The sequence below is a fragment of the Rhodocytophaga aerolata genome, from assembly GCF_030503435.1.
Classification (GTDB): Bacteria; Bacteroidota; Bacteroidia; order Cytophagales; family 172606-1; genus Rhodocytophaga; species Rhodocytophaga aerolata.
In genome coordinates this window covers 1056459-1073477 of the sequence record NZ_JAUKPO010000001.1, presented here as the reverse complement: position 1 = coordinate 1073477, position 17019 = coordinate 1056459, and the positions used below count along the sequence as shown (strand labels likewise).

Annotated in this window: 12 protein-coding genes; 5 read left to right on the top strand and 7 right to left on the bottom strand. The window is 45.6% G+C overall.

Annotated features, from left to right (window positions below):
• Positions 1 to 335: 335 nt before the first annotated feature.
• From Q0590_RS04355 to Q0590_RS04340, 4 genes are all read left to right on the top strand, one after another.
• Positions 336 to 2258 (top strand): hybrid sensor histidine kinase/response regulator transcription factor, encoded by a 1923-nt coding sequence (locus tag Q0590_RS04355; RefSeq protein ID WP_302036253.1) that lies wholly within the window; start codon positions 336 to 338, stop codon positions 2256 to 2258.
• A gap of 141 nt (positions 2259 to 2399) precedes the next feature.
• Positions 2400 to 3653 (top strand): aminotransferase class V-fold PLP-dependent enzyme, encoded by a 1254-nt coding sequence (locus Q0590_RS04350; protein ID WP_302036252.1) that lies wholly within the window; start codon positions 2400 to 2402, stop codon positions 3651 to 3653.
• Between the two features lie 161 nt (positions 3654 to 3814).
• A complete protein-coding gene (locus tag Q0590_RS04345; protein WP_302036251.1) occupies positions 3815 to 4699 on the top strand; it encodes a CE1 family esterase in 885 nt (294 codons plus the stop codon).
• Positions 4700 to 4869: 170 nt separating this feature from the next.
• Entirely contained in the window at positions 4870 to 5046 is a 177-nt protein-coding gene (locus Q0590_RS04340) for a hypothetical protein (RefSeq protein ID WP_302036250.1), read from the top strand.
• A gap of 5 nt (positions 5047 to 5051) precedes the next feature.
• Here Q0590_RS04340 and Q0590_RS04335 read toward each other — a convergent pair whose 3' ends face one another.
• A complete protein-coding gene (locus Q0590_RS04335; RefSeq protein WP_302036249.1) occupies positions 5052 to 5819 on the bottom strand; it encodes an NUDIX hydrolase in 768 nt (255 codons plus the stop codon).
• 148 nt (positions 5820 to 5967) lie between these two features.
• Here Q0590_RS04335 and Q0590_RS04330 point away from each other — a divergent pair, with 148 nt between their 5' ends.
• A complete protein-coding gene (locus tag Q0590_RS04330) occupies positions 5968 to 9465 on the top strand; it encodes a ThuA domain-containing protein (protein WP_302036248.1) in 3498 nt (1165 codons plus the stop codon).
• 79 nt (positions 9466 to 9544) lie between these two features.
• Here the strand turns inward: Q0590_RS04330 and Q0590_RS04325 are convergent, their stop codons facing one another.
• From Q0590_RS04325 to Q0590_RS04300, 6 genes are all read right to left on the bottom strand, one after another.
• The gene (locus Q0590_RS04325; protein ID WP_302036247.1) at positions 9545 to 10057 is read right to left on the bottom strand and encodes a DoxX family protein; all 513 of its coding nucleotides are present in this window, start codon (positions 10055 to 10057) and stop codon (positions 9545 to 9547) included.
• A gap of 227 nt (positions 10058 to 10284) precedes the next feature.
• Positions 10285 to 10596 carry an AtuA-related protein gene (locus tag Q0590_RS04320; RefSeq protein WP_302036246.1) on the bottom strand — a complete coding sequence of 104 codons (312 nt, stop codon included), beginning with the start codon at positions 10594 to 10596 and terminating at the stop codon, positions 10285 to 10287.
• Positions 10593 to 11915 (bottom strand): acyclic terpene utilization AtuA family protein, encoded by a 1323-nt coding sequence (locus tag Q0590_RS04315; RefSeq protein ID WP_302036245.1) that lies wholly within the window; start codon positions 11913 to 11915, stop codon positions 10593 to 10595. Before Q0590_RS04315 ends, Q0590_RS04320 begins: the two co-directional genes overlap by 4 nt.
• A 9-nt stretch (positions 11916 to 11924) precedes the next feature.
• A complete protein-coding gene (locus Q0590_RS04310) occupies positions 11925 to 13220 on the bottom strand; it encodes a CitMHS family transporter (RefSeq protein WP_302036244.1) in 1296 nt (431 codons plus the stop codon).
• Positions 13221 to 13374: 154 nt separating this feature from the next.
• Positions 13375 to 14982: a serine hydrolase domain-containing protein gene (locus Q0590_RS04305; protein ID WP_302036243.1), complete on the bottom strand. Its 1608-nt coding sequence runs from the start codon at positions 14980 to 14982 to the stop codon at positions 13375 to 13377.
• A gap of 470 nt (positions 14983 to 15452) precedes the next feature.
• Entirely contained in the window at positions 15453 to 17009 is a 1557-nt protein-coding gene (locus tag Q0590_RS04300; protein ID WP_378410405.1) for a carboxylesterase/lipase family protein, read from the bottom strand.
• Positions 17010 to 17019 lie beyond the last annotated feature (10 nt).

Below are 17019 nucleotides of genomic sequence, written 5' to 3'. Positions count from 1 at the left end.
CTCCTTTCTAACTTCTCTTTCTTCTGACACATCGGATTTGCCTGGTTCCGGTAAAACTAGTAGCACATATGTCGCATTCCATAGCACGTATGTCGCATAAGCTGCTGAACTGGCAAAATACCTAATTTTAAGTATTGACTTTGGCTCATTCGTTCGTTAGTTTCATCAGATAATTGCAGCACTTCAATCAGCGAATAAGTTAAGGTAATATACCTTCTCCTAACTAATATACTCTAATCCTTTTTTTCCAGTCAGCGGCCATTCTCTGAAAAAGCCAAGAATTAATCAGTAAGTACAAAGTTCCTGTTTACCTATACGCGTATTTTCTGTGACCTATGAAGCCATTGTCCATTGTAGTCTTACTGGGTAGTGTGGTGCTGACTGGCTTCTGGTGCAGCAGTTTTGGCTGGTTCTCCTTGCAATTTAAGCATCTGGCTACACAACCAGGGCTCTCTTATACCTATGTAAACAACATGTTGCAGGATCGTTTCTTGTGGCTTGATGCTCGGAATGGCTTTATATTTTTTCAGCCAAATATGGGATGGGAATATAGCTTATATGCGCTACTGGCGGCAAGTATACTCGTGCTTCTTATCAGAGAAATAATCCGCAGAGAACGGGTAAAAGCTAACGCACAAATAAGACAACTAGAGGCAGAGAAACGGCATGAATTAAATCAACTAAAATCGCATCTCTTTGCTGCTATCACCCATGAGTTCCATACACCCCTTACCCTGATCAAAGGCACTACAGAAAAACTTCAGCACAACTATGCTCATACAGCTGCTAAACCAGACCTTGATTTAATTATCCGCAATAGCAACCAGCTGCTGCAACTGATTACCCAGTTACTGGACCTTTCCAGGCTGGAAGCAGGCCAACTTACCCTACAACTACAACCGGGCGAGCTTACCAGATATGTAAAGCTTCTGGGCAGTGCATATACTTCCCTGTTTGAAAGCAAAAAAATTGCTTACCACCAGCAACTACCTGCAGGGCCATGTTATGTACTGTTTGATCCAGAGAAACTGGAAAAACTACTAGGCAACCTGCTTTCACACGTATATGCATGTACTCCGCCTCAAGGGCAGGTTCAATTGTCTGTGACAATAGTAGATAAGGACAATCAGCACACAGATCTACACATTCACATAACAGCTACAGGTATGGGCATTGCTTCCGGGCAGTTAACCGGAATTTTCAATCAATTCCAGCAAGCAGATACACCGCTAACCAGAGCCTATGAAGGAGCAAGTATTGGATTGGCTGTAGTAAAAGAATTGATAGCCTTACACCGGGGAAAGGTATGGGTAGAAGGTGTGCCAGACAAAGAGAATACGGTTTATATCGAATTGCCTCTGGATAGATGTCCTGTGGAGGCGGGTATGGAACCACCTGCCATCCATCTTCCTTTTTATGCAGCCATGGTTTCTACTAATGGTATGGAAGACAAAACGGCTGCACCGGAAATAGCCAAACATTCCCAAAAGCAACTATTACTCATAGAACACAATGCTGACCTCCGCTATTTCATTAGTTCACACTTAGCGGCCAGCTACCATGTGCTAACCGCAGAAAACGGACAGGCAGGCTACCACCAGGCTCTGGAAACCATGCCAGACCTGATTATTTCTGATATGCTGATGCCAGATATGGATGGAATTACCCTTTGCCATAAACTTAAAACCAACGAACAGACCTCTCACATACCGGTATTGCTGCTTACGTCCAAAGCGGATACCGAAAGCAAATGGCAGGAGCTAGATACCGGGGCAGACGCTTATTTAGTAAAACCTTTTCAGATACCCGAACTGGAAATCCGCATAAAAAATCTGATTGAGGCCTGTGCAAGGTTGCAGGAAAAGTATACGCAACACATTCAGCTTAATCCGCAGGAAGTAAAACTTACTTCTACTGATAAACGATTTCTGCAAAAAGCCCTGGCCATTGTAGAAGCAAATGTAGCCAACACAGAATTTGATGTGGAGGGCTTCAGCAAGGAAATTGGGATGAGCAGGGCACACCTGCACCGGAAACTGACAGCACTTACAGCCCAGTCGCCCAGTGAGTTTATCCGGCACTTCCGCTTGAAGCGGGCAGCCAGCCTGCTGTTACAACATTGTGGCAATGTAAGTGAAGTAGCCTACCTGGTTGGGTTCAGTAGCTTAAATTATTTTACCAAATGTTTCAGAGAGTATTACGGCCAGACGCCAACCGAATACCAGCGGAACAATATCTATAGTGAGGAGAAAAAATAGCATAACCCGGATTATATACTTCAGCCAAACTGGTCTGCAAAGGTAAATTTTAGTGGCTGCAATCATCTTATACCTGATTGGTGCAGGAGTAAAAAAGAATGCATAAATTTCCGCTTCATAAACCAACCACTTACTCCTAGTATGGCTAACTGGACCTCTCAATGGAAGCAATTTCTGCATACCCATCCATCCTTAAATATAAAACCCGAAATACCTTCTTTACACGTACCGGCAGGCTCTGCGAAGATACTGGCCACCGATGAAGCTTTCTGGCAGCAGATCAAATCCACGTATCCCACATCAGAAGGACTCATCAACCTGAATAGTGGGGCTGTCAGTTCCTCTCCTCATCTAGTAGAAAAAGCCTTTTTAACGTATTATCAGACAGCAAATCGGATACCTAGTTATCAGATTTTTAAATACATGGAGCAGGGCCGGGAACTGATACGCGAAGGGCTGGCAAGCTTGCTGAACTGTTCAGCAGAAGAAGTAACCATGCTGCGCAATACTACCGAAGCCCTGAATAACGTGATATTTGGCCTGGAACTAAAGGAAGACGATGAGGTAGTCGCCTGTAAACAGGATTACTCAAAAGCGGTAGCCTCCTGGAAACAGCGCGAACTACGCGATAAAATAAACGTACGTTGGGTAAACCTGGAAGGCCCTGCCCAGACAGACGAAGAAGTAATTGCCAGTTATGTGGCGCTTTTCTCCGAAAAAACAAAAGTGCTGCATCTCACACACGTAATCAACTGGAACGGGCAGATACTGCCGGTAAAACGGCTTATTGAGGAGGCAAAAGCCCGGAATATAGAAGTGGTGTTAGACGGTGCCCATAGTTTTGGCCTGCTGGAAACCGATATGGCCCAACTAGGTTGCGATTATTTTGCGGCTGCCTCACACAAATGGCTTTCCGGGCCGATTCCCGGAGGCGTGTTGTATGTAAACAAACAGAAAATAGCTAAGCTCTGGCCATTGGCTTCCGGTGCCAACCCGCTGTCTGATAACATCCGCAAGTTTGAAGAACTCAGTATTCAACTCATGCCCGCTATACTGGCCCTGGGCTATGCCATCGAATATTACCTGTGGCTAGGCCGCGAAAACAAAGAACAACGTTTACGCTACCTGCGGCAATACTGGACTACGCAACTGCAAGAATTGGAGAATATCCGGTTTCATACACCGCTGGTAGAAAACCGTTGCTGTGTAATTGTGAATATGGCTTTAGCTGACTGGCAACCAGCTGCTTTGGAAAAACGCCTATTCGAAAACTCCAGAATCCACATAACGGCTGTAACCTGGGAGAATATGCAAGGCATCCGGGTGACGCCCAATGTATATACGGGTCTGGAAGAATTGAAACAATTTGTTGAAGCAATTAAGCAACTGTGTTGAATGCTATTTTTACAGCCAGCTTATCTTACTGAGTGTTTATTCTCAAAAATATGGTTTGTATTTGAACCAACAATTTTCAAAGGATAGGGGAAAGTTTATATGTTAAATGTCTTTCTGTAAAAAGCAAAAATCAACTTCTATCACCTTGTTACTATACAACTATGCGAAACTACTTCCTTCTCCTGCTTGGGTTATTTAGTTCTTTGTTAGCCAAAAGCCAGCTGGTCAGCGATTCTCTGTTAGTAGATGGGCATTACAGGAGTTTTCATTACCAGCAGCCAGATGGGCTACAAACCGGGGCTAGTTTACTATTTGCATTGCATGGCTCCGGAGGCAATGGCAAGGGAGTGATAGATGGTACAAAAAAACTGGCCCAAAGAGCTTCCCAGGAAAACCTGTTGATAGTGTATCCGGATGGGTATAAAAACTACTGGAACGAGTGCCGGAAAGCCGCTACTTCTGCGGCAAACGTGGAAAATATAAATGAAGAAGCTTTTTTTACTGCACTTATTGACTACTTCAAGAAGAAACATGCCATTAATGAAAAGCAGGTATTTGCCGTAGGTACTTCCGGCGGCGGACATATGTGCTACAAACTTGCGCTAACAATGCCAGACCGTATCCGGGCCATTACAGCTTTAATTGCAAACTTACCTACACCCGACAACCTGGACTGCACAGAGGCAAAAATCGCCGTTCCGGTACTGATCGTTAACGGAACAAGCGACCTGGTAAATCCATATGAGGGGGGCCTGGTACAGGCAGGCACCGGGGTATATCTGGGCAAGGTACGTTCAACCGATCAGACATTGCAATATTGGGCAGAGTTAGCAGGCTACCGGCAAAAACCCAAAAAAGAATCGCTCCCTGATACAGATCCGCAGGATGGCAAAACTATTGAACGTTATACGTATCAGCAAAAAGGGAAGCCTGAGGTGGTGCTTCTCAAGGTAATCGGCGGCAAACATGATTACCCGAATGATATTGATGTTTATGAAGAAGCCTGGGCATTTTTCAAGCGGCAACTGGCGGCAACTAAGAACTAAACTAGACTTTTACCTTTTATAAGAGGTAGGCTCTCATACGTTTTTCTTTCTTTAGTGTATGTCACCCTTTGTAAGAATATGGAAAATAGCCGGTAAATACCCATTCCTGCATGAAATTTTCTTCCGGATATTATGGTTAAACAGAAGCTAGCGTATGCGTAAAAATGAATATGAGCAAAGAAGAGTTTACTGATAAATTCCGGGAGACCCTGGATACCCTGATTGAACAGATGGCGGATAGTCCGGAAGTGCCGGTAGATAAGTTCTACAACATGACCTGTATCCTGGAAAACCTTGCCTTTTTTAGCCCGGTAGTATTTGATTTGCTTCAGAAGCCAAAGAAGTAATTAATCTACCACCCGCCCTGTAACCCCTCCTTTAATGCCTGATGATATTTGTCCAGATCGAAACTGTAGAGGTCAGGAGCTTTGTGGGCTACACCGGTGCGGCGTTCATTCAGCTTTTTGAGAATGCCATAGCCGGTAATTTTCCGGTGAAAGTTGCGGCGGTCGAGTTGTTTGCCCAGAATGGCTTCGTACAGCCGCTGAAGTTCTGGCATCGTGAAGGTAGCGGGTAATAAATTATACCCAATAGGTTGGTAGTTCAGTTGCAGCCGTAGGGTTTCCAGGGCTTTCTGCAAGATCAGATTATGGTCTAGCATCAGTTTGCTTACCTCTGCCAGATCCCACCACTGGCAGGCATCTGAAATAACATCAGGTGTTGGTTCAACCTGGGAGAATTCTACCAGTGCATAAAAGCCAATAGAAATAAACCGTTGCTTAAACCATTCTATATCAATAGCCGATCCACTAATGGCTTTTAATGATTCTACTTCTTTGAGCTGCTCACCCCTGTCTGGATCACTGAATACATAAAATTGCTGCAAAAATACCTGATCCAATCCGGTACGTTCTTTCAACACCCGGCTGGCTGCATATTCGGCTGTTTCTTGGATTCCTACAAATCCACCTGGTAACCCCCATTCATCCCGGCCTTTCAGTTTAGCTAATAAAACTTTTAATTGATTTTCATGAAAACCAAAAACCACACAATCCAGGGAGATATGTGCTAAAAAATACTTGTGTGGGGTGAACATACTACTTTCCATAGATGCAGACATTAGAGTTTCGACTGGCTTGGAATATAACGAATCATATATCTTTTGTTAATTACTAAATAATGAGTATCATTGTGTTAGTGTAACGCAATGTAGTATATAATCTTATATCTTTTATTTCTTTAAAGACCTTTACTAATCCTAAACCTGTATGTTTCGTTTCGTACGTTTTCCTCAATCCCTGGTTTTTGCTGCCGGATTGCTGGTACTCCTTTTTGGCCTCTGGTCTTTTGCTACCTTTCAGCAACAACCCAGAATTCTGGTATTCAGCAAAACAACTGTTTTTCGTCACACGTCGATCCCTGCCGGACAGGCAGCCCTGATTAAAATGGGCAAAGAGAAAGGCTTTGCGGTAGATACTACCGAAGATGCGTCCAAATTTACGGAAGAAAACTTAAAGCGCTACAACGCGGTTATTTTCTTAAGCACCACCGGCGATGTGTTAAATGCCGAGCAACAAAATGCGTTTGAACGGTTTATCCAGGCAGGCGGTGGCTATCTGGGTATACATGCCGCTGCCGACACAGAATACGACTGGCCCTGGTATGGTAAGCTGGTAGGCGCTTATTTTGAAAGCCACCCCAATAATCCCAATGTAAAGAAGGGTACGTTTGTAACCGTAGATAAAAACCATCCGGCCAGTAGTTTCCTGCCCGACCGTTTTGAGCGGGAAGATGAATTTTACAGCTATAAGCAGATTAGTCCGGCAATAAAAGTGCTGGTGACTATTGACGAAAAAACCTACACTGGCGGCACCAACGGCGACTATCATCCCATGAGCTGGTATCAGGAATACGACGGTGGACGGGCATTTTATTCCAGTATGGGCCATACCGACAAATCTTTTGAAGAGCCGCTGATGGTACGGCATCTATGGGAAGGCTTAAAGTATGTAATGGGGGGCGAGGCGCCTAAACCAGTAGATTACGCCAAGGTACGTACACCGAAAATACCGGAAGAAAACCGTTTCAATAAAGTAGTGCTGCAAGAGAAGCTGGAAGAACCCATGGAACTAACCGTGCTGAAAGATGGACAGGTATTGTTGATTGAAAGAAGAGGCAAGGTAAAGTTATTTAACCCCACTTCCGGACAAACCAAAGTAATTGCAACTATCCCGGTAAGCACCAAATACACTGATAAAACAGGTAAAGTAAGCGAAGCAGAAGATGGGTTACTGGGCCTGGCACAAGATCCTAACTTTGCACAAAACGGATTTGTATACCTATATTATTCGGAAGTAGGGGAATCTAAAAATATACTTACCCGCTACCAGATGCGCGGCGATGAATTGCTGATGGATAGCAAAAAAGTAATGTTAGAAGTAGCTACCCAGCGGGAGCAATGCTGCCACACAGGGGGTTCTATGGCCTTTGATGCACAAGGAAATTTATATTTATCTACTGGGGATAATACTAATCCGCATGGTTCTAATGGGTACAACCCGATAGACGAACGCCCGGGCCGGGAAGCCTGGGATGCCCAGAAATCTTCCGGCAATACCAACGACCTGCGCGGAAAAATCATCCGCATTAAACCCCAGCCAGATGGCACCTATACCATTCCGGAAGGCAACTTATTCCCGAAAGGCACTGCCAAAACCCGCCCGGAAATTTATACCATGGGCCATCGCAATCCGTTCCGTATCTCGGTTGATCCAAAGACCGGGTTCTTATACTGGGGCGAAGTAGGGCCAGATGCCAACAAGCCCGGAGAAAAACGTGGTCCGGAAGGTCATGATGAAGTAGGACAGGCCCGCAAAGCTGGTAACTTCGGATGGCCTCATTTCATTGGCAACAACAAACCCTATCATTATTTCAACTTTACCGATAGCACCTCCGGACCTCTCTATGATGTAGCCAAGCCTATCAATAATTCGCCCAGCAACACTGGTTTAAAAGAGTTGCCTGCTGCCCAACCGGCCTTTATCTGGTATCCCTACGCAGAATCCAAAGAGTTTCCGGCGGTAGGTACTGGCGGACGTTCAGCTATGGCCGGCCCGGTATATTACCAGGATCAGTTTAAAGGAGCCAAACGTGCCTTCCCGGATTATTATAATGGCAAACTGTTTATTTATGAGTGGATGCGGGGCTGGGTAATGGCCGTAACGATGGATAAAGATGGGAACTATCTATCGATGGAGCGGTTTATGCCAAGCTATAAATTCGCTAACCCGATGGATATGGAATTCAGTCCGGACGGAGACTTGTACATGCTGGAATACGGTACCGGCTGGTTCCAGGGCAACGACGATGCCCGCCTGGTACGCATTGAGTACACCAGTGGCAACCGCAAACCCATCGCTGCTGTCAGTGTAGATAAAAAAGCCGGAGCCTTGCCGCTCAAAGTAAAGCTTTCATCTGAAGGTACCAAGGACTTTGATGGGGATAAACTGACCTATGAGTGGAAAATTACCTCTGCCGCTGGCGCTTCTCAAACTTTTAAAGAAGCTAACCCAAGCGTTACGCTGGCAAAAGCCGGTGAATACAAAGCTACCCTTACGGTAACTGATCCGAAGGGCGAGAAAAGCAGCCAGACGCTGGATATTAAAGCAGGCAATGAACCTCCGGTAGTAGCTTTTGATATTACCAAAGGCAACAAAACCTTCTTCTTCCCTGGCAAAGCCATTGCCTACGATGTAAAAGTATCTGATAAGGAAGATGGCAGCCTGGCTAGTGGCAAGATCACACCGGCACAAGTGGCTGTTAATATAGATTACCTGCCGGAAGGGTTTGATAAAGTAAGTATTGCCCAGGGCCACCGCAGCGCCGATGCGTCTGCCCAGTTTGCCAAAGGTTTGCAGCTGGTAGAAGGCAGCGACTGCAAAGCCTGCCATAGCACTGATAAAAAGTCTATTGGTCCGGCCTATAAAGAAGTAGCCAAAAAATACAAGGGAGATGCAGGTGCTACCGAACGCCTGGCGAAGAAAGTGATTTCTGGCGGAAGTGGCGTTTGGGGAGAAGTGTCTATGAGTGCACACCCGCAATTATCCGTAACGGATGCTACGGAAATGGTGCAGTATATCTTGAGCTTATCCGATGAAAAAGCAAATGGCACTTCTATGCCGGCAAAAGGCACCTTCACAACCAGCCTGCCAGACGGCGATAAGGGTGTAGGCGTATATATGTTACGGGCTGCTTACCAGGATAAGGGAGCCAATGGTATTGCGGGTATTCCTGCCGAACAATCTATTGTGTTGCGTAACCCCAGTGTAGCGGCCAGTACCGTAGATATTTTTGATGGCGTACAGAAGTTCCAGATTCCGGGCGGACCAGCTTTGGTAATTGCTTCCGGAGCTAAGTCGGGTATCGGCTTGAAACAAATAGACCTGACAGGTATCCATCAGATTACCTTCACAGCATCGGCTCCGAAAGCCTATAACTTTTTGGGTGGCGAAATTGAAGTACATCTGGATTCACCCACCGGACCACTTGTGGGCAAATCTGACTTTATAACACCAGCCGAAGGAGCAGCGAATACAGTTCCACCTCAGCAAGTAAAAGTTGGTTTGAAAGGAGCCACCGGCGTACATGATCTGCATTTTGTTTTCAAAAACGATAAAGCCGCCAGCGGACAAATGATATTTTCTGTCATAAACATGCTGTTTGAAAGCAACAGTGAGGCTGGCGCAGCGGTTGGTTCTGTAAAGTAATCAGAATAGGTTAATACATAAAAAGCTGCTGAAGTACTCCTTCAGCAGCTTTTTTGTTTAACAAAGGTAACTATTATTGTTAAGGGTTTAGCCTGTGATCCAGATAACTGTCTACCGACCATTTGCCACTGCCCCGAATAATAAGGGCTATACACATACCAATTACTAGTAAGTGGAATTCAAATCCTTCCCCGGCTTGCTGTCCGGTCCAGTTCATGAAAAAGCCATGCTGAAAATGCACGGAGAATATAGCTCCAATCATGATTAGTCCGATACCTGCAGCTACCAAACGGCTCCAGAATCCGATGATCAGGGCAATGGAACCTGCTGCTTCAGCTACAATCACCAGCAGGGTAATCATGGGAAGTACTCCGTAGTTGGTAATATAATATCCGATGGTATTTTGTAGCCCTGCACCGCCAAACCAGCCAAACAATTTCTGCATACCATGCGGAAACATAACCAGGCCAAGCGTAACCCGTAAGCAAAAACTTGCCATATCGGTAGCATCTGTGCTGAGCAATACATTTTTACCATGGTGCGCCAGTACAGGGCCACCAGGATGTTCATCAATAGGTGTGTGGGTTTCCATAAAATGAGGATTAAAGAGAAGAGTGCTTTATAAAATACCTAATTAGAAGGTTTGAGCAGGTACGTTTGGTAAAAGCAAAAAAGAATAAATAAAAACCAGGCAAGCAGGATAAATGCCTGTGACGACGCTCCACAGAAGAAACGTTCCTATGACAGAAATGATAAAGGTAAGGTACTAATAAAAAGGCAGTTACGCAAGAAAGTTATTACACCTGATGTAGAAATGTATTATTTCTCAATTTCCATCTCCAGCAAAGCATAACTCAGGCTTTTTCCATGGGTATCCATAGTTAATGAGATAGTAACGCCACCCATTAGGGCTTGTTTGCAGACAAAATTCAAGGCAGGCAGATTGGGTAATTCGTACCGGGTAACTTCTCCAGCTACTATCCCTTGTAACTGTTTCTTTACTGCCTCAGCCGTTACTTGTTCACATAACAGATGGTAATCTTCTGCAAGGTAAGGAATTAGAGATAGGGTGAGGGTATTGCCTTTATCGCCTGCCCGGCTGTGAGCTATGTCGTAAAGTTTGGTTTTCATGATTTTACCAGCGTAACGGTAGAATTTACTTTATTTCGGGGTATCAAAGTAGACACTATGCCTACTACCTCATGTACATATTTTCTGGCTCCTCCTCCTCCGGCAGGGCCATTGGTATATAACGCTTCTACTTCCTCCCCAATAGTTGCCGCCTGGGCAGCAGTTTTCGCTTTTCCTGCCACACGCAAGCGAACTTCATACGGTTCCGGGTGCTGCCCGAATGTTTTACGGTGAACAGATGTACTGCCGATGTAATCAATGCGCAAGTCAGAAAAAGAAGATGCCAGCCGTTGTTTAATTACCTGTCCGGCGAGCTGTGCCCGGCCTAAGGCATTAGACCCTGCATAGGATATTTCTCCTTCGCCTACAAACCCTGCTGCATAGCCTACACTCACTTTTAGCGTGGCAGGCTTTGCGGTTCCTCGTCCACCCCAGGCTCTGATTTTGTTTTTCTCCACTTCCTGTAAATACACACCCGTAAAATCAGCTACTACATCCGGGGTAATGTACTGGCTGGGGTCCATCACTTCATACAGCAATTGTTCTTTGGCCGTAGCCAGACTCAATATCCCGCCAGTTCCTTCTACTTTAGAAAATAGGGCTGTTCCATCCGGTGATACATCGGCAAAGGGATGGCCTAAATGGGCAAAATCAGGTACGTCTTTCTTACCCGGATCTGCAAAATAACCCCCGGTTAGTTGTCCGGCACATTCCAGCAGATGGCCGATTACAGTTCCTTGCCCGAGCTTCTCATAATCATCTGTAGACCAACCAAACTCATGTACCAGTGGAGCTACAAACAGGGATGGATCTGCCACCCGGCCTGTGATAATGATATCTGCACTGGTAGCTAAAGCGGGTAGTAAGGCTTCAATGCCCAGATAGGCATTGGCTGAAATGGGCTGCCCGGAGGCATTAAGAGGTTTATCGGTTTCCAAAGCCATTTCTTCGCCTGTAAGCTGTGACAATACATCGTCTCCGGTAAGAGCAGCTACCATGACTGAAATATTCAACCGGGTAGCAATCTGGCAAATAACCTGGGCGGCTGCTATCGGGTTGGCGGCTCCCATATTGGTAATTAACCTTACTTTCTTCTGTGTTAAGATAGGCAGCAACAATTCTATCCGGCGTTCCAGCAAGGGATCATAGCCTTTGCTGGCATCCTGCATTTTCCGTTTCTGGGCTAAGGCAATGGTCCGTTCTGCCAGGCATTCCAGTACTAGGTAGTCCAGTTCGCCTTTTTCTGCCAGAATCACTGCTGTTTCCAGTCTATCTCCGGAGAACCCGGCCCCACAACCAATTCTGATTTTATTTTTCATCTAATGTATTTATAAGCTAATAACACCTAACAGGAGAGAAAACAGTAACATTACCATGGTCACCAGAAAAGCCAGAGGAATGGTTTTCCGCTGATGTTCGCCTAAGTCTACCCCTGTTAAGCCAATTAATAAGAACGTAGCACCAGTCAAGGGGCTTATAGGAAAACCAGTAGTCATCTGGCCCAGGATAGCTGCCCGGCCTATTTCTATACTTTCTCCTCCAAAATGCGTAGCCGTAGTGCCTAAGAGAGGAAGTACCCCAAAGTAAAACGAATCCGGGTCGAACAGTAAGCTAGCGGGCATGGAGAGCAGGCCGGTAACCAACGCTAAGTGATTGCCCACAAAAGCAGGGATCACCTTTACGGCAGAGGAAGCCATGGCTTCTATCATGCCTGAGCCTTTCAAAATTCCGGTAAAACAACCAGCAGCAAATAAAATACTTGCCATTAGCAGCGCCGCTTTGGCGTGGGCATCTATCCGTTCCCGTTGGTCTTTCAGATTGGGGTAATTTATACTAATGGCAATCGCAAAAGCTATCATAAAGATAATATGCGGCGGTGCCCAGGCAGAGATTAGGACTATAATTGATATAATGATTAAAAGTATATTAAACCACAATAACTTTGGCCTGGCTAGGCTATTTGTTTTTGCAGCCGCCTGAGTTTGCGTTTCTATAGACGTTACTTCTGGAATTCGTACATATTGTCTTTCTTTCATACCCAAAACGTAAGCAATTCCTAAAACCGTAAGCAACCCGCACAGCGCTGGAACAAGTAAAGGATTGAACAGTTGCGTAACCTGCACCTCTAAAGCAGTAGCTGCCCGGATGGTGGGGCCTCCCCAAGGCAATATATTCATGGTGCCTGCCGATAGTGCTACAATAGTAGCCAGGGTGGTTCTTCGCATGTTCAGCGCATCATAAAGGGGAAGTAAAGCAGGAATAGTTACCAGAAAAGTAACAGCTCCGGAGCCATCCAGGTGTACAATCATGGCGAGTATGGCCGTAACTACGGTTATCCTGGGTGGATCGTTGCCAGCGGCTTTTAGCAAATGGGAAATAATGGGATCAAAGGTGCCGGCATCCATCAGTATACCAAAGAAGAGAATAGCAAAGATGAACATGACGGCTGTGGTAGAAATAGTTTTAATGCCCTCTGTAATGAAAGTAAGTATCTCCGCAGTAAACCCTCCCATCAGGGCTGTAACAATAGGTACCACAATGAGGGCCACTACTGGTGACACCATTTTCCCCATGACCAGAATCAACAGAAGTATAATCGTTAGAAGCCCTAAAAAAGCCAGCATACGTAAATTGTAGATGTGAAAATTTGAAAATTATACTTTGCTCATCATTGTAGCATTGTTTCTACAAACTGCTTTTGTTGATTTGCTTAAACTCTCATAAAGGCGAGTTTAATCTTGCAAAAAGGTCAGCAAATGTCAGGAATGACTGACTTTATCAGCCTTTCATTTCTTCCAGTTTCCCTTCCAGAATCAATCTGGGTTCTTTGCTGTTTCTGGCTTTGGTATCTACACTATTCATAAATTCCATCCGTACGGTGTCTTTTTCAAAGTGGCAAGTGACTATATCAGAATGAGGCGTTTCATAGAAATTCCAGGTCATCACGAATGTATCCGGGTCTTTCCAGGTGCCTACAGCGGCCACTTTTACTTTAGCGGTATCCATTGTATTTTTCAAGGGTACAAACTTGGGCGGATCACCGGGCATCTGGGTTTCGCCTTTTTCCCAGTGGTTGAAGCCACAAACAATGGTATGTTCGCCTTTGGTATCTTTTACTGTAAAGGTGCAGCTGTTCTTGCGGAAAGTGAAAGAGGCTTTTTCCAGGTTAAGTGTATTTTCTTTTAGCTTATACGTTTTGCCTGACAAGGTAGACGCAAGGGAAGAAGCAGGCGCAGCTACTGGTGGAAGCAAGGTAAGGGTAGCTAGTTTCTGTTTCAGCATTGTATGGCTTTTCGCATCCTGGGACAGTGGTCCTTTAGTCATGTTAGGCAGCAAAATTTCCCATACTTGTGTCATGATGGCTTGCATGTCGTGCGTTTCGCTGGTGATAGCAATCACTGCATCCTGGTCTGGCATCACCAGGCAATATTGGCCCATCGCTCCATCTCCCCGGTAGGCATTGTGCCGGCACCGCCAGAACTGGTAGCCATAGCCCTGGTTCCACTCGTGCTCGGTGGTTTTGCCGGTAAGGGGCGCATTGGGTACCTGGAACGAAGTCGCTTCTTCGATCCATTTGGCAGGTAAGAGTTGTTTACCATTCCAGCTTCCTTTTTGGAGATATAACTGGCCAAACTTGGCAATATCTTCTGTAGTAAGCCGTAGCCCAAAACCGCCGGTATCTATGCCATCCGGATCTGTTTCCCAATCGGCACCTTTTATGTCAAGCGGTTTAAATAGCTGGGGTGTCAGGTAGTTTAGTAAGCTCGTTTGCGTGACTTTATTCAAAATGGCCGACAGCATATAGGTAGCTCCAGTATTGTACAGGAAGTGGGTGCCCGGTTCCCGTTCTACCGGCAGGGACAAGAAACGTTTTACCCAGCAGCATTCTGTTTCTCCCAGCAGCGGCCCTATGGTATCTTTCTCATGCCCTGTCGTCATCGTGAGCAGGTCTTTGATGCGCATGGCTGCCAGGTTCTGACTTACCGCGGCTGGTTTCTCCTCCGGAAAAAAGGAGATTACTTTGTCTTCTACGGTTAACCGCCCTTCGGCTACGGCAAAGCCAATGGCCGTAGAGGTAAAACTTTTGCTTAGAGAGAAAAGGGTGTGTTTCAAATCGGCTTTATAGGGGTCCCACCATCCTTCGGCTATCACTTTGCCATGCCGTACAATCATCAGGCTATGCAAACCCAGATTAGCTTTCTCCACTGCCTCTATAAAAGCCAGGATATGTTTGGAGGATAATCCTTGTAGTTCTGGAATGCTGCGGGCCAGGCCACTGGTTCTTTTTAGGTCACTGGCATAAGCGGAGGGGAGCCATGCAGTTAGGCCCACTACGGCTGTTCCTGCACTTAGCTGTTTGAGGAAATCTCTACGGGTTAGGGTCATGGGGTTGTAAAGAGTTTTTTGAAGAAAATGTTGACTAAACTAGATAGTTTTGACCGTGTCTTCTTACTTTTTTATTCACAATCAAATAATTTTCAAAGGTGTTCATGAATGCTTCGCATGTGTCATTGCCACAAAAAAGTAACAAAAAAGGTCTAGGAAAAACAACGCTTCCCCGCTCTTGGCCTACACATGGCCTGCAGTTTTTCCAGGCCAACACATAAAGACTTTATGTTTTATTGAAATCTAGCATTCATCAAAAATTAATGCTAATAAACCGACAACAGCCTTTGCAAAAGACGCCTTATAGAATCTTTGGCACTGGGAGTAGGTTTGTGCGGATTCTATACAGCGGTGTTGCAAAGGCGTGGCCTGCCCGGCCACGAGGGCAAAGATTACTAAAATTTACTACTCAATAGTTGCATAAAGATTAATCATATAGATTTTGCTGACTACTTACCAATGACCACTGACTATTGCTGCCTATTCATTTTCTCTGAAATAAAATCCAGGGCTGCCTCGTCTGGTAATGTAGTGGCTCCCGGTTTATCACCTAGTATCATGATCTGTTTGTCTTTGGTGGTATAGGCAGGCCACTGAGGCAGACCTTTACCATTGGGATTGCCAGACTTAATAAAGTTTACCCAGTACGAAGACATACTGTTAGCCAGTTCACGGTCTACGGGTTGCCAGGGCCGGTTTACGAATTTTAGGTTGTCATACGCATACGGTACTTCTCCAGTATGAAAGGCACCGAATTTTACATATTCTCCGGTAGCCGGCACTTTTCGGGTAAAGCGGTACACATATACTGGCAATTTTCCCTGCTTGCTTTGTACATTGGCCCAGGTATAATTCTGCACGCCAAAAATCATATCTCTGGACAGGTTCAGTTGAGAAACAGCCGCTACGGAATCAGTGGTGGCCGGGTAATGCTTCAGGAATGTACTGGTTTCTGTGCCGTATTGTGTTTCTGCTTCTTTCCGGAACTCATCTGCATTTTTGATGGGTCCGAATACCAAGCCCTCATTCTCATTCCACCCGGTCAATAGGGCTACATTATTCTGTTTGTTTGTGGCAAAGATGTTAGCAATGGCATCTGGCAGCACATAACCATCCACGATAACTCCACGCATACCCTGGGATTTCTGCATCAGTTCCTGGGCCGTTATACTGCGAAGTTCTTTAATGGAAGAAGCATTGACCGATTGTGCGAATTTTACTCCGTTTTCCTCCGCTTGTTGCAGGCTTACTGTACCTCTGGAAAAATTAGCTCCACTTTGGGCAATGGCTTTCTGAAACAGAGCTGCGGTTAATGGGGAGGCAACCAGGGCATTTACACTCATGGAGCCGGCCGATTGTCCGGCGATGGTTACATTCTTTGGATCTCCCCCGAAAGCGGCAATGTTTTTCTGTACCCATTGTAAAGCCGCAATCTGGTCCATCAATCCATAATTTCCGGAAGCATTCTTCCCAGATTCTTTCGTAAGTTCCGGATGCGCCAGAAAACCAAATACCCCTACCCGGTAGTTAATGCTGACAAACACAATTCCTTTTTTTGCCAAGGCTTCTCCGTCGTAAATTGGTACGGCACTGCCGCCACTATTAAAGCCACCTCCATAAATCCATACCAACACCGGCCGTTTTTCTATTGCTGTTTTGGCCCCAGTCCACACGTTCAGGTACAAACAATCTTCGCTGATAGGTTCTTTGGGAATAAGAAATTCTTCGGACCACATACTGAAGGGAGCCGGACTGGCTTGCATCGGGCTTGCGCTGAATGCCTCACATTTTTTTACACCCGTCCAGGGTTTTACTGGTTGTGGGGCTTTCCAGCGGAGATCTCCTACTGGCGGGGCTGCAAAAGGGATACCTCTGAAAATCTGTATAGTACCATCTGTATTTTTGGTGCCGGAAACCAGGCCGGCGTCTGTTTTAACCGTTGCAAGATCGGCCGTTGTAGGCGTAAAGGATACAAAGCCCATCACCGCTACAAAAGCCATAAAGAACAACCGGAGAGAGAATTGCATAGAAGTGTAA

Excerpts from the sequence above, each read along its gene's own strand:
- Q0590_RS04355 (WP_302036253.1), top strand. The coding sequence starts at position 336 with ATGAAGCCATTGTCCATTGTAGTCTTACTGGGTAGTGTGGTGCTGACT.
- Q0590_RS04350 (WP_302036252.1), top strand. The coding sequence starts at position 2,400 with ATGGCTAACTGGACCTCTCAATGGAAGCAATTTCTGCATACCCATCCA.
- Q0590_RS04345 (WP_302036251.1), top strand. The coding sequence starts at position 3,815 with ATGCGAAACTACTTCCTTCTCCTGCTTGGGTTATTTAGTTCTTTGTTA.
- Q0590_RS04340 (WP_302036250.1), top strand. The coding sequence starts at position 4,870 with ATGAGCAAAGAAGAGTTTACTGATAAATTCCGGGAGACCCTGGATACC.
- Q0590_RS04335 (WP_302036249.1), bottom strand. The coding sequence starts at position 5,819 with ATGTCTGCATCTATGGAAAGTAGTATGTTCACCCCACACAAGTATTTT.
- Q0590_RS04330 (WP_302036248.1), top strand. The coding sequence starts at position 5,968 with ATGTTTCGTTTCGTACGTTTTCCTCAATCCCTGGTTTTTGCTGCCGGA.
- Q0590_RS04325 (WP_302036247.1), bottom strand. The coding sequence starts at position 10,057 with ATGGAAACCCACACACCTATTGATGAACATCCTGGTGGCCCTGTACTG.
- Q0590_RS04320 (WP_302036246.1), bottom strand. The coding sequence starts at position 10,596 with ATGAAAACCAAACTTTACGACATAGCTCACAGCCGGGCAGGCGATAAA.
- Q0590_RS04315 (WP_302036245.1), bottom strand. The coding sequence starts at position 11,915 with ATGAAAAATAAAATCAGAATTGGTTGTGGGGCCGGGTTCTCCGGAGAT.
- Q0590_RS04310 (WP_302036244.1), bottom strand. The coding sequence starts at position 13,220 with ATGCTGGCTTTTTTAGGGCTTCTAACGATTATACTTCTGTTGATTCTG.
- Q0590_RS04305 (WP_302036243.1), bottom strand. The coding sequence starts at position 14,982 with ATGACCCTAACCCGTAGAGATTTCCTCAAACAGCTAAGTGCAGGAACA.
- Q0590_RS04300 (WP_378410405.1), bottom strand. The coding sequence starts at position 17,009 with ATGCAATTCTCTCTCCGGTTGTTCTTTATGGCTTTTGTAGCGGTGATG.